Below are 13,462 nucleotides of genomic sequence, written 5' to 3'. Positions count from 1 at the left end.
ATGGATTTTAAAGCACAGATACTGGCAGGTATTCCTTCAGCATTGCCTGCACACAAAAACAGAAATATAGCACTAAGCCATGCGCCTGTAAGGAAGGATGTTTTAAGTGCAGATGAAAAAAAACTGAGCATTAAAAATGCTTTGCGTTATTTCCCAAAAGAATGGCACCAAACACTTGCACAAGAATTTTTAGCTGAGCTGGAAAACTACGGACACATTTATATGTACCGTTTTATGCCCGATTATGCCATTTATGCAAGAGACATAACGGCATATCCCTATCGTGCTGTTCATGCTGCGGCAATTATGCTCATGATCCAGAACAATTTAGATCCGGCAATTGCACAGCATCCTGAAGAGCTGATTACCTATGGCGGAAACGGAAGTGTATTTCAAAATTGGGCACAGTACCTTTTAACCATGCAATACCTGGCCACGATGACCGATGAGCAAACGCTGAATATTTACAGCGGGCATCCGCAGGGCCTATTCCCGTCAAGTACCGCCGCACCACGCGTTGTAGTTACCAATGGTATGATGATACCCAACTATTCTTCTCCTGATGACCTTGAAAAGTTTAACGCTTTAGGGGTGACCCAATACGGCCAGATGACAGCAGGTTCGTATATGTATATCGGGCCTCAGGGCATTGTTCACGGCACGGCGATTACCTTAATGAATGCTTTCCGCAAAAAGGGCTTTTATGGAAAGGATACTGCGGGTAAAGTTTTTCTTACTGCAGGATTAGGCGGTATGAGTGGCGCACAAACCAAGGCGGGCAATATTGTGGGGTGTATTACGGTGTGTGCAGAGGTAAATCCAAAGGCTGCAAGCAAAAGGCATCAACAGGGCTGGGTAGATGAACTGATCGATAATTTAGATGAACTGGTTACCCGTGTAATACTTGCCCAAAAAGGAAAAGAAACGGTATCTCTGGCATACATTGGCAACATCGTTGATGTATGGGAGCGGTTTGATCAGGAAAATATTGATGTGGCTATTGGCTCTGATCAAACTTCGTTACATAATCCGTATTCTGGAGGCTATTATCCGGTAGGTTTAAGTTTTATTGAGGCAAATGAAATGATGGCCCATGCAGCTGATCGGTTTAAAGTTTATGTTCAGGATTCGTTAAAAAGGCATGCCGCCAGTATTAACAAACATACTGCCAAAGGAACTTATTTTTTCGATTATGGGAATGCCTTTTTGTTGGAGTGTAGTAGAGCAGGCGCTGATGTAATGTCTCCAAATGGGATAGATTTTAAATATCCATCTTATGTAGAAGACATTTTAGGCCCATTGTGTTTCGATTATGGTTTTGGCCCATTTAGGTGGGTTTGTGCTTCAGGTAACGAAAAGGATCTCGATTTAACCGATCAAATGGCTAAAGAAGTGATGGAAGAGATTAAGCTTAGTGCCCCGGCAGAAATACAGCAACAACTGCAGGATAATATCAATTGGATCAGCGCGGCAAAGGAAAATAAATTGGTGGTAGGCTCAAAAGCCCGGATTTTATATGCAGATGCTGAAGGAAGAGCAAAGATTGCGCTGAGGTTTAACGAAGCGATTAATACCGGCCAATTATCGGCGCCGGTTATTCTCGGGAGAGATCATCATGATGTAAGCGGAACAGATTCTCCATTTAGAGAAACGAGCAATATTTACGATGGAAGCAGGTTTACCGCAGATATGGCTATTCATAATGTAATTGGCGATAGTTTTAGGGGCGCTACATGGGTTTCGATCCACAATGGTGGTGGCGTTGGCTGGGGGAAAGTAATAAATGGTGGTTTCGGGATGGTATTGGATGGAAGCGAACAAGCTGCTGAAAAACTACAAAACATGCTTTTTTATGATGTAAACAACGGCATTGCCAGAAGAAGCTGGGCACGAAATAAAGAAGCCCGCTTTGCCATCGAACGCGAAATGGAACGGACTGGTACTTTAAAAATTACGCTGCCTAATTTGGTTGATGATGAGGTTTTGGAGGGATTAGAGATAGATTAAGGTTTTACAAAAGAAAAATGCCTTTTTGTCATTCTGAACGCAGGGAAGAATCTTTTCATGTAACAGCACATACAGAAGAGAAAGATTCTTCGTTTCACTCAGAATGACAAAAAAATATAGATCGTGCAAATTCCGTAACGACCATTTTTTCAGAAAAAACTTAGCTCACTTTGCGAAAACCTTAGTGATCTTTGCGGTAAAAAGCTGTGCTAATTAACTCAATGGCAAAGTAAAAAGAAAAACAGAACCTTTGCCTTCTTCGCTTTCTGCCCATATCCGGCCGCCATGTCTTTCAATAATTTCGGCGCTTAAGTAAAGCCCGACTCCAAAGCCCGAAATGGTGTGGTTACCCTGCACGCGGTAATAACATTCGAAAAGTTTATCAATATCTTCCGGCTTTATATAACGAATGCACTTAAATTGCATGAGGAACATTTAACCCAAAATTTTTTAAATACAGCAGTATATGAGCATTTATCTAACAGCAATTGTTAAAAGTAAGAAAGAAACCACAGCAGCATTAAGAACTATGCTGCTGGATATGGTGGTAAATTCCTGTAAAGAGGAAGCCTGCATTCAGTACGATCTACATGAATCTGCAGTTGATAATACTTTTATTTTTCAGGAGGAGTGGAAAGATCAGGCAGGTTTGGATCTCCACGATCAGCAGCCTTATGTTTTAGCCTTTGTAGCGCAAGCAGATATGTTGACGGATGGTATTGTAATTTATAAAACAGAAAAACTTGCCTAATTACAGTTTTGCACGCCTGGCTGTTAACGAAGAACCCGCAGAAGCAATAACAACGAAAGCCACGGCAAAACACTCTTTTAAAGTGAGGTATTCTTGTAAAAAAACGAGTGCAGCTAATGAAGCCATGGCGGGTTCGAGGCTCATTAAAATACTGAAAGTCCGGGCAGGGAGCTGCTTAAGGGCTCTCATTTCGAGGGTAAATGGGATGGCGCTTGATAGTAGCGCAAGCGCCGCTCCTAAACCCAGTAATTTCGGATTCAGGCCACTTAAACCGTCGCTAAAAATACCAAATGGCAAGATGACCAGAGTAGCGAACAACATTCCAATGGCAACAGCATCACCACCCTTCATTATTTTTGAGATCCTACCACCCAGTATAATATAGGCTGCCCAAAAAATACCAGCTAAAAGTGCCAGCAATACACCCACAACATTTAGCCCTGTACTGGTCCAGGGGGCAATTAGTGCGATGCCGGCTGCGGCCAGTATTACCCAAAGGAAATCCACAGGTTTTTTAGATCCAAAAATAGCCAGGCCCAATGGGCCAACAAATTCTAAAGTTACGCCTAAACCGATCGGAATTCTTGCTATAGCCATATAAAATACCATATTCATTACCCCTAAGCAAACACCATAAAGGGTAACATATTTCCATTGTTTGGCATTTAGTTTAAATAGGTTTGGCCTAAAAGCAATTAATAAGATGACTGCTGATAAACCGATCCGTAACGATGCGGTAGCAGCGGCGCCAATTTGTGGGAAAAGCCCTTTTGCAATTGCTGCCCCACACTGTACACTGATAATAGACAGTAAAACGGCTGGTATGGGTGGGATATTAATTTTGCTTTTCATTTGGCCCTCGTAAATGAGGCGCAAAATTACGGAATTGTAACCTGCTAATATTTTAAAATTAAAAAAGGGAGAATCAGATTACGCTAATTCTCCCTCTCCATAAAATTTTTAGGTTATTAACAAAAAAGTTCCTGTTCGTCTCTATTTTCGGTCGGAATTTTCTTTAAGAAATCATCAAATGCCGACCCCTCATTATCAGAGTAGATGCCGTAAGCATCTAATATATACCCAATGTTTTTCTCCTGATCTTCTACCAGATACAATACTGAATTGTCTGCAGGGTCTGAGTCTCCTTCAAAGCGATAAGTTTTAACGATGGTTAAATCTTCCGGGCTATAAATTTTTCCGAGCGATTTACTTTGCATCTTACCATGATCAGAAATTTTTAATTCGTTATCTTTTCCTTTCAGCCTCAATTTCTCTAAAATCTGACTCAAAGTGTTCATTGCTGTTGGCTGTTCCATAGTTATACGATTTTATACTGTTTAAACAAGTGGCATTCGAAATGGTTTTAGCATCCTTCTTTTTAAAGCAAACTAAATGATTGTCAATCTGTTTCTTATGTAAACTAAATTTTTATAAAATGAAAAAATATCTTTTAAGCTTAGCTATTGCAGGCGCAGCACTAATCAGTGCTTGTGCTAAAACCGACAAAGAAATTGCCCAGGCCACTTTGACCGAAACCGCTGATAATACAAAAACCATTGGAACGGCAAAGTTTTACGAATTAAGCGATGGAAAAATTAAGATGGATATCGAGATGAATTTTGCAGCCCGTGCAGACAGTAATGTTGCAATTCACTTTCACGAACATGGCGATTGCGGTAATATGGGCGAAAACACTCATGGCCACTGGAACCCAACTAAAGAAGTTCACGGCAAATGGGGATCTGCCAATTATCACAGCGGTGACATTGGCAACATCATGTTAGATAATAAAGGTCATGCCACGCTTTCGGTTACTACCGATAGATGGAGCATTAAGGATGGCGATATTAAAAATATTATCGGTCGCGGAATTATTGTGCATGGTGGTACCGACGATTATACTACACAACCAACTGGTAACTCAGGTCCACGTGTAGGTTGCGGTGTAATTGAAGCGGCGAAGTAATATTATATTAATATGATCGTCATTGCGAGAAGGCTTTTTCAGCCGACGAAGCAATCTTAATGCGGTCGCTATAAGCCATAGTTGTAAGATTGCTTCGTCGTTCCTCCTCGCAATGACGACTTTTCTTAAAGAGATAACATTTATGAAAATGAACGGTATCTGATCAAGCTATTTTTTTAAAGCAGACTAATAAAAATCAGCGAATAAAAAGAATGCAAGGCGGTTTCAGGCTAATGAATAAATTGAATATGGAAACTAATAGCCTATTTTTGGTAGTGATTAAACCGCATAAAGGCATTCTGACGCAAGTTTTATTTGGTGCTATTGTTTATACTGTACTGGGTTTATCCACCTTTATTTTTGTTCAGAAACTAGTGGATTTTGTACTGGTAGATGGTAACCATAATCTGTTAAACCTCATGAGCATAGCCATGATGGTTATTCTGCTGGTAAAGCTGTTTATTGGCTCGGCAAAAACAATTTTTACCTTAAAAACCGGCCAGTTAATCGATTCGTAGCTTATTTTAGGCTACTACAAACATCTGCTCCGTTTGCCACCAGCAGTTTTTTGATACCATGCGGGTGGGCGAAATTATTTCGAGGATTAATGATGCGGTAAAAATCAGAACATTTTTAAATGATGTATGCGTAAATTTGTAGTCAACATTTTTATTGTTTTCTTCTCATTTATCATGATGTTTACCTACTACTCTCTTTGCGTCGAGGTTGTATCATAAATATAGATTTGTCATCCTGAGCCTGTCGAAGGGCCTGTTAAATACGCTTTGAGGTGTTTCGACAAGCTCTCCTTAGGAGTCCTTTGGACAACATGACAGCATTTGAGGTGAAATCGCCTTTATGATACAGCCTCCTTTCACAAAAAAGGTTTTTGCTGTTAGCCTAACTAGGAAAAATAGTGGAGTAAATATTCGTTTTTTTGGAAAGCAATTGCAGCAGCTCTTTTTAATGTTCGTCCTGCTTTTTGCTTGTAGTCCCGATTAGAAAAAAATCGGGAGCTACCCGCGTCAATCAGGTTTGGGTAGGTAGGCCTTTGCTACTATTACCGGAAGTCTGCACAGTTTCAGTGTATTTATTTCTTACCAGGATTATCCCCCCAAGAACCACCAGCCCAAGTTAATTAAACCCGATAGCAGCGGTACGAAGTATAGCGCATAGCGGGATTATCGGAACCGATGTACCCAGAAACCTGCTTTTCAAAAAAAGTACTGCTTTGGAATTGCAATAGTCTGGCTTTTTCGGGTGGTGTCAGGTGTTACCACCTGACACAAATCTATTCAGTCAGATGGAAACATCTGACCGCACGGTCAAACTTCGTAAGTTTTGCGCTGGCCACAACAAAAAAGGCGTTCTGCAGAGCTGCAAAACGCCTTTTTCTATAAATTTATTAGAATTAAATGCCGAAAGCAGCTTTAACCTGATCTACGTAATCTAATTTCTCCCAGGTAAACAGATCAACTGTAACTGTTTTTTCTTCACCATTCGGTGTTCTGAAAGTTTTGGTAACCGTTTCTGGCGTACGTCCCATGTGTCCATAAGCAGCCGTTTCGCTATAAATTGGGTTTCTTAATTTCAAACGTTGCTCAATAAAGTAAGGACGCATATCAAAAATCGATTCTACAATTTTAGCAATTTCGCCATCCGTTTTACCCACCTTACCAGTACCGTAAGTATTGATGTAAATGCCCATTGGTTTTGCAACACCGATAGCATATGATACCTGAACTAAAATTTCGTCAGCTACACCAGCCGCTACTAAGTTTTTAGCGATATGGCGTGTAGCATAAGCCGCACTTCTATCTACTTTACTTGGGTCTTTACCAGAGAAAGCACCACCACCATGTGCACCTTTACCGCCGTAAGTATCAACAATGATTTTTCTTCCGGTTAAACCAGTATCGCCATGTGGGCCACCAATTACAAATTTACCGGTCGGGTTAATGTGGTATTCAATTTTATCATTAAATAAATGTGCGTAAGCAGGATTACTTTTGATAATTCTTGGGATCAGGATATTCACTAAATCAGTTTTGATTTTAGCCAGCATTGTTGCCTCTTCATCAAAATCATCATGCTGTGTAGAAATTACAATCGCGTCGATACGTACTGGTTTATTGTTATCGTCGTACTCTAAAGTAACCTGGCTTTTTGCATCAGGGCGTAAATAAGTGATTTCGTTATTTTCGCGGCGCAGAACAGCAAGTTCCTGTAATAATTTATGAGAAAGGTTTAATGCCAAAGGCATATAATCTTCCGTTTCGTTGGTGGCGTAACCGAACATCATACCCTGATCGCCCGCACCTTGTTCTTCTTTGTTGCTTCTATCTACACCTTGGTTAATGTCTTGAGATTGCTCGTGTATTGCCGATAAAATTCCGCAAGAGTTGGCCTCAAACATATATTCGCTTTTAGTGTAACCAATTTTCTTGATTACATCGCGGGCAATCTGTTGTACATCTAAATATGTTTTAGATTTTACCTCACCAGCCAAAATAACCTGACCAGTAGTTACCAAAGTTTCGCAAGCAACCTTTGATTCTGGATCGAAAGCTAAGAAGTTATCAATTAATGCATCCGAAATTTGATCGGCGATTTTATCTGGGTGGCCTTCAGAAACAGATTCTGATGTAAATAAATATGACATTTATTAAATAAATTAATGGTAAATAAACAAATTAATACTTGCCAAACCCCTTGGAAACAGGTGTTTAAGTGATTGAAAGGAGGCATTAGCAATTTTTTTAAGTGGTTGCAATCCGGTCCCGAGGTATCGGGATAGCAAATCAATCCACTTTTTTACTGCTGCAAAATTAGCATATTTTCTTTATTTCAAAAATTATAGATTATTTTGTGCATTCATTCTTACACTTTGCACACAAAGATCAATATCCTCTTTATTATAAACCCTATCGCTGGTGGGCGAGGGAAATTACGCATCCCTGATTTTATTGATCAATATCTGGATAAGGAAAAGTTTAGCCCGAACTTTGTTTTTAGCGAATATGTTGGTCATGCCGGCGAATTGGCAGACGAAGCCGCGACTAAAAATTTCGATGTAATTGTTGCTGCAGGGGGCGATGGCACCATTAATGAGGTGGCCAGTAAAGTGTTAAAACACAAAAAGATTTTAGGCATTTTACCGCTTGGATCGGGGAATGGCCTTGCCAGGTTTTTAAGAATATCGAAAAATCTAAGGTATGCACTTTCGCTGATCAATAACTTTAATGTTGATGAGATTGATACTGCCGAGTTTAATAACAAATGTTTTTTTAATCTGGCCGGTATGGGGTTCGATGCCCATTTGAGCGCTGTTTTTTCGAAAGATAAAAAACGCGGCCTATCAGGCTATGTAAAGCTGGGCTTTAGAGAAGTTTTTAACTATAAAGCACAAACTTATTTGCTAAACATTGATGGCACCGAATATACTAGAAAAGCTTTTGCCATTAGCATAGCCAATTCATCGCAGTATGGCAACGATGTTTATATTGCACCTAATGCTTCGGTAAAAGATGGCTTGCTTGATGTTTGCATTATTAAACCTTTCCCGATAATAAAATTGCCATTATTGGGTTATGTAATGTTAAGAGGAAAGGCCGAAACATCAGATATGATTGAAATTATTAAAGGCAAAAACATTAAAATTACCAGAGAAAAAGCTGGCGCAGTGCATGTAGATGGCGAGCCTTTACAAATGGGGACAGCGATACGCGCGGTAGTAAATCCGCTCTCGCTCAAAGTAATTGTTCCTTGAGTGTGGCGCTAAGCGTTGAGTGTTTGGCGTAGCGGTTGAAGGTGATTAGACCATGAACCATCAAACTATCCACCATTAACTAATGCCTCGCAATGATGATTTATGGTGGAAGATTTACCATCAACCATTGACTAATAAACCAATGGCCAATGAACCTTTTATAAAACATGAAACCAAAGAAAAATAGTTTAAGTGATCTTGGCGGAATTATGTATTCTACCAATCCAGAATTCGAATACGAAGAAGAAGTTGATGATACCGTTACTTCGCCAAACAATCAACAGGATTTAAGAGTAATGCTCGATAAAAAGAACCGTGGTGGCAAGGCGGTAACGTTAATTACAGGCTTTAAAGGCCGCTCTGAAGATTTAGATGTATTGGGCAAAATGCTTAAAACCAAATGTGGTGTAGGCGGCTCTGTTAAAGATGGGGAAATCATGATCCAGGGCGATGTGCGCGATAAAGTAATGAGCATCCTGCAAAAAGATGGCTATAAAGTAAAAAAAGCCGGGGGCTAGTATTCAACACTATTAGGTTCAAGGATAAGTCAAAAATAGAGGTGTCATCCTGAGCGTAGTCGAAGGATCTTTTTTTGATTCTCCCGGTGTAATGGTCTTCGACTATGACAACCCTCGTAAAATACTAAAAGTCTACCCATCAATCCTCACCATAAGCCAGCCAATGCTCAATGTTGATTTTTAAATGAATAGCACAACGTTACTTTCGTTGAACATTTAAATCAATCAACATGAAACAGTTATTATTTTTATTCTTCTTTATCATTTCTTTTGGCTTACAGGTGGCGCATGCAGAATTTTTGAATCTTGGTGCTGCAGAAATCATCATGCTTTTGGTGGTGGGCTTTTTTGCTTTGACCTTTGTTATAGGTTTTGTTTTCTTATGTTTATACCTAATTAGACGTGTTAAGTCCGCTAAAAATGAAAAATAAAATAATCTTCGGGTTGGTTTTTATCCTCACTTACGGTATTCAGATTGCCTATGCCGATTTTCTAAATATGAGGAGTGCGGAAATAATAATGCTCTTGGTAGCGGGCCTTGTCTTTTTTGGGTTTTTTGGTGGTATTTTTATGCTGATCTACTTTTTGATTAAAAAAAACCGTAATACGTCATCAAACGTTGCCCCGAATACCGTAGCCATAAACTTTGCACCTCCGCTTGCTTATCAAAACCCTACTGTTGAAGAAAGAATCGACAAAAAGGATACGGTTAAAGGGGTTACCAGGATAGCGTTACCTCAACAGAATGAAATTAGATATGTTGGTATCGAAGAAATCATCAGGTGCGAAGCGGATAACAATTACACCAACTTCTTTTTTAGCGACGGCGATCAGTTGTTGATTTCGAAATCATTAAAGGAATATTCCGATCTGCTCAAACCACACGGTTTTGTGCGGGCACATCAAAGTCACTTGGTTAACCCGAAATTTGTAAAAAGCTGGCTTAAGGAGGATGGTGGAACACTTTTAATGGATAGTGGCGATAAAATTCCGGTGAGTAAACCAAATAGAGAATTGGTGAAAGAAATTTTGGGAAAGTAATTTTTTCTTTGATCGTCATTGCGAAGAGGCTTTTTCAGCCGATGAAGCAATCTTACAACAACTGATCAGTGCTTAAGATTGCTTCGTCGTTCCTTCTCGCAATGACGAAATTTTATTTTTAAACCTTACATTTTTGTACTTTTGCGGCTATGTCAGTTATTAAACCCTCATTAGCAAAAGGTACCCGCGATTTTTCTCCGGTTGAAATGGTAAAACGCAACTTTATTTACGATACCATTAAAACGGTTTTCAGAAAATATGGTTACGCCGAAATCCAGACCCCAAGTTTCGAAAATCTTTCTACTTTGACAGGGAAATATGGTGATGAAGGCGATAAACTGATTTTTAAAATATTAGAATCGGGGGAATATACAAATGATTTAAACAATAAGATCTTACCCAAATTAGATTCAATTCTGGTTAAAGAGGATACTCGCAGTGATTTCTTAATAATTGCAGATGATTTTGCAAAGCAAATTATTGATTTCATTCCTATTTTAAGAAATGAAAATAAATTGTTCCAAGAGGATTTTTTGCTATCAAAACTATATTCTGGATTATTTCAAACAAAAATTAAAAGAACTGATTATTTTTTTCAAATTAAAAATGTCTTTGTCAAATATCTAATAGGGAAAAGAACTAGAGACCCTAAATTTAGACCTTTTAAGAATAGGTTAGAATATTATAGTGAAATTTCTGATAGTAATATCCGTTTTGAAGAAATATATTTAGGTTTCTACTATATAGTTAATAGGAGCTCTTCTTTCAGGGCCCTCTTTAATGAAGAAGTAAAGGCAAGAAAATCTGTAAGTGTAAAAGATCTAAATCCTAGCTTGTCAAAAAAAGCTTTACGCTACGATTTAACGGTACCATTCGCACGTTATGTAGTAATGCATCAGAACGACATTACTTTACCATTCAAAAGATTTCAAATTCAACCTGTTTGGAGAGCGGATAAACCTCAGCGTGGCAGATATCGTGAGTTTTATCAATGTGATGTGGATGTGGTAGGCTCGAAGAGTTTATTAAACGAAGCTGAATTTATTTTAATCTATAATGAAGCGTTGAGCAAATTGGGTTTGAAAGATTTCAGCGTAAAAATTAACAACAGAAAAATTTTATCAGGTATTGCTGAGATTATCGGTAAACCAGATTTAATTATAGATATGACCGTAGCCATCGATAAACTGGATAAAATCGGTTTAGATGGCGTAAGTAAAGAATTGTTGGAACGTGGTTTTACAGAAGCCGATTTAGAAAAACTTCGTCCGGTAATTTTGTTGGAAGGCACCAACGAGGAAAAACTGGCCAGCTTGAAAACAGTTTTAGCACAATCGGAAACAGGTTTAAAAGGTGTTGCAGAAATTGAACAGGTTTTCGAATATGTAGAAAGTTTAAATTCTTATGGTTTGCCATTAACGGCTAAATTAGAGTTAGATATTACTTTAGCGCGAGGTTTAAACTACTACACTGGCTGCATTTTCGAAGTTAAAACCAACGAGGTAGCCATGGGCAGCATTGGTGGCGGTGGCCGTTACGATGACTTAACGGGTATGTTCGGTTTAAAAGATTTAACCGGAGTTGGTGTTTCTTTCGGTGCCGACCGCATTTATGATGTATTGGAAGAACTTAACCTTTTTCCTGCCTCAGCAGAAGTTGGAACAAAAGTGTTGATCAGTAATTTTGATGCAGAAGCTGAAAAATATGCTTTGCCAATTGTTCAGCAATTCAGAAATGCGGGGATCTCAGCAGAGTTGTACCCAAGTTCGGCAAAACTAAAAAAACAAATGGCCTATGCTGATGCCAAGAACATCCCTTACGTAATTTTAATCGGTGGTGATGAAATTGCGAGCGGCGAACTTACATTGAAAGATATGCAAAGCGGTGAGCAGAAGAAACTTACTGTTTTGGGTATTCTGGAGTTGTTGAAATAATAATTTAAATTAACCACAGAGATCGCTGAGTTTTCACAGAGAACATAGAGGCTATTGGCTATCCCACCTGGAAATTAACTCAATGCCCTCTGTGCCTTATCTCTGTTGCCTCTGTGGTTAAACCAGCCTACCTATCCGTTTTATTCTGGAATTACTAAAGTTTAATTAACCACAGAGATCGCTGAGTTTTCACAGAGGCGGGAGATGCGGTCGTCATCCTGAACTTGTTTCAGGATCTATTTGGCAAGTACTATTCTCGCTTGAATACTTTTCTGGTTTTCCCCTCATTAAAGATCCTGAAACAAGTTTAGGATGACGGACTTGGCGAATTTTCTGTGCATTCGATTCCCTCTGTGGTTAAACCTACCGTCCAATCCGCAGTAAAACTGGGAAATGAACATCCTTCTCTGCATCATTTCCCCAGGCTTCTTTTAATTCGGTAAACATATACTCCAATGGGTTACGTTCATTCGCCTTTTTATAATGCTGCAAAGAAGACCAGGTATTTAAATAGCCGATCAGTTGGTTAAAATTCCAGGTAGTTTTGATCTGAAAATGAGGAGCAATGATCTCTTCAAAGGGAAATGGGATGGTTTTATAACCTTCTTCAATATAACGACGTTCGCTATCCCAATATTTACCCAAAATATCCTCGTAGAGTTTATGTACAGCCTTATCTACTTTTTTATCGATAAACATTAGGCCATAACCAATCACTGCAAAAAGGCCATTTGGTTTTAGTGTTCGTTTTACCTCAGCGTAAAATGCCTCGAAATTAAACCAATGAATGGCCTGTGCCACCGTAATCAGATCGAAACTGGCATTACCCACCGATGTTTGCTCCGCTGGTTCCACTTTGTAAGTAATATTTGGCAATTGAAAAGCATTTTTTAATTGATTCTCGCTGATATCTGTTGCATAAACGGCATCGAAATGTTGGGCCAATACACGCGCAACCTGACCATTTCCTGTAGCGCAATCCCACGCCGTTTCTTTGTTTTTTACCAGCGAAAACAGATAGTTATATAATTCTTGCGGATAAGTTGGTCGATAAATAGCGTAATCGGCAGATTGGGTAGAAAAGTTATCTTTCATTGCTGTAATGAATTGAATTTTGAATGATGGAAGGAGTGGGTGAGGTCGGGATGAAAAACAACTCCGCTCTTTCTTTATAAAATTATCATATTTTTCCTGTCTTCCGCTGTTTTTTAAACCCTGAATAAACGGTGCTGATATTTAGGGAGTTATGTGTTAATTTTTTGTTTTTTGGGTGTCCCAGAAGGATTTTGACTTATATTTATCTTAATGTTTGTCAGAAAGAAACGGAATCAAAACGGCTTAATCAGTATTCAGGTTATTGATAAGAGCTCTGGCAAATATAAAGTTTTAAAAACCATTGGTAGCTCAGCAGATATACCCGAGGTGGAACAACTTTTTAGAGATGGTCAATATTGGATAAAGCAGCAGACCAAACAG

The 13,462-nt window shown here is 39.0% G+C and carries 14 protein-coding genes; 9 read left to right on the top strand and 5 right to left on the bottom strand.

Annotation, left to right across the window (positions count from 1 at the left end; genetic code table 11):
* Positions 1–2,007: a urocanate hydratase gene (locus AW17_RS14645; RefSeq protein WP_029277653.1), complete on the top strand. Its 2,007-nt coding sequence runs from the start codon at positions 1–3 to the stop codon at positions 2,005–2,007.
* A gap of 213 nt (positions 2,008–2,220) precedes the next feature.
* Here AW17_RS14645 and AW17_RS14640 read toward each other — a convergent pair whose 3' ends face one another.
* Positions 2,221–2,433 (bottom strand): sensor histidine kinase, encoded by a 213-nt coding sequence (locus tag AW17_RS14640; protein WP_029277651.1) that lies wholly within the window; start codon positions 2,431–2,433, stop codon positions 2,221–2,223.
* 40 nt (positions 2,434–2,473) lie between these two features.
* Here AW17_RS14640 and AW17_RS14635 point away from each other — a divergent pair, with 40 nt between their 5' ends.
* Entirely contained in the window at positions 2,474–2,758 is a 285-nt protein-coding gene (locus AW17_RS14635; protein ID WP_029277650.1) for a putative quinol monooxygenase, read from the top strand.
* Here the strand turns inward: AW17_RS14635 and AW17_RS14630 are convergent, their stop codons facing one another.
* Together AW17_RS14630 and AW17_RS14625 are read right to left on the bottom strand one after the other, a co-directional pair.
* Entirely contained in the window at positions 2,759–3,610 is an 852-nt protein-coding gene (locus AW17_RS14630) for an EamA family transporter (protein WP_029277648.1), read from the bottom strand.
* Between the two features lie 116 nt (positions 3,611–3,726).
* Positions 3,727–4,074 carry a hypothetical protein gene (locus AW17_RS14625; RefSeq protein ID WP_029277646.1) on the bottom strand — a complete coding sequence of 116 codons (348 nt, stop codon included), beginning with the start codon at positions 4,072–4,074 and terminating at the stop codon, positions 3,727–3,729.
* 119 nt (positions 4,075–4,193) lie between these two features.
* On the opposite strand from AW17_RS14625, the gene AW17_RS14620 reads away from it, so the two are divergent.
* The gene (locus tag AW17_RS14620; protein WP_029277644.1) at positions 4,194–4,724 is read left to right on the top strand and encodes a superoxide dismutase family protein; all 531 of its coding nucleotides are present in this window, start codon (positions 4,194–4,196) and stop codon (positions 4,722–4,724) included.
* Positions 4,725–4,972: 248 nt separating this feature from the next.
* Positions 4,973–5,242 carry a 6TM ABC transporter family protein gene (locus tag AW17_RS24940; RefSeq protein WP_245235075.1) on the top strand — a complete coding sequence of 90 codons (270 nt, stop codon included), beginning with the start codon at positions 4,973–4,975 and terminating at the stop codon, positions 5,240–5,242.
* Positions 5,243–6,135: 893 nt separating this feature from the next.
* On the opposite strand, the gene metK is transcribed toward AW17_RS24940, so the two are convergent.
* Positions 6,136–7,386 carry a methionine adenosyltransferase gene (gene metK, locus AW17_RS14610; RefSeq protein WP_029277640.1) on the bottom strand — a complete coding sequence of 417 codons (1,251 nt, stop codon included), beginning with the start codon at positions 7,384–7,386 and terminating at the stop codon, positions 6,136–6,138.
* A 225-nt stretch (positions 7,387–7,611) separates the two neighbouring features.
* On the opposite strand from metK, the gene AW17_RS14605 reads away from it, so the two are divergent.
* The 5 genes from AW17_RS14605 to hisS all read left to right on the top strand — a co-directional run bounded on the left by AW17_RS14605 (position 7,612) and on the right by hisS (position 11,986).
* Complete coding sequence (locus tag AW17_RS14605) at positions 7,612–8,493, top strand: diacylglycerol/lipid kinase family protein (RefSeq protein WP_036670014.1); 882 nt, start codon at positions 7,612–7,614, stop codon at positions 8,491–8,493.
* Positions 8,494–8,660: 167 nt separating this feature from the next.
* Positions 8,661–9,011 carry a translation initiation factor gene (locus AW17_RS14600; RefSeq protein WP_029277636.1) on the top strand — a complete coding sequence of 117 codons (351 nt, stop codon included), beginning with the start codon at positions 8,661–8,663 and terminating at the stop codon, positions 9,009–9,011.
* Between the two features lie 230 nt (positions 9,012–9,241).
* The gene (locus AW17_RS14595; protein ID WP_029277635.1) at positions 9,242–9,442 is read left to right on the top strand and encodes a hypothetical protein; all 201 of its coding nucleotides are present in this window, start codon (positions 9,242–9,244) and stop codon (positions 9,440–9,442) included.
* Positions 9,432–10,052, top strand: a complete 621-nt coding sequence (locus tag AW17_RS14590) for a LytR/AlgR family response regulator transcription factor (protein ID WP_051691858.1) — start codon at positions 9,432–9,434, stop codon at positions 10,050–10,052. The genes AW17_RS14595 and AW17_RS14590 overlap by 11 nt, the downstream gene beginning before the upstream one ends.
* Positions 10,053–10,201: 149 nt before the next feature.
* Positions 10,202–11,986 carry a histidine--tRNA ligase gene (hisS, locus tag AW17_RS14585; protein ID WP_157280318.1) on the top strand — a complete coding sequence of 595 codons (1,785 nt, stop codon included), beginning with the start codon at positions 10,202–10,204 and terminating at the stop codon, positions 11,984–11,986.
* Positions 11,987–12,349: 363 nt separating this feature from the next.
* On the opposite strand, the gene AW17_RS14580 is transcribed toward hisS, so the two are convergent.
* Positions 12,350–13,081: a class I SAM-dependent methyltransferase gene (locus tag AW17_RS14580; RefSeq protein WP_029277632.1), complete on the bottom strand. Its 732-nt coding sequence runs from the start codon at positions 13,079–13,081 to the stop codon at positions 12,350–12,352.
* Between the last annotated feature and the right edge of the window lie 381 nt (positions 13,082–13,462).

It is taken from the genome of Pedobacter borealis DSM 19626, assembly GCF_000708285.2.
Taxonomy (GTDB): domain Bacteria; phylum Bacteroidota; class Bacteroidia; order Sphingobacteriales; family Sphingobacteriaceae; genus Pedobacter; species Pedobacter borealis.
The sequence above is the reverse complement of the archived record's forward strand: the minus strand, read 5'-3'. Positions and strand labels throughout refer to the sequence as shown.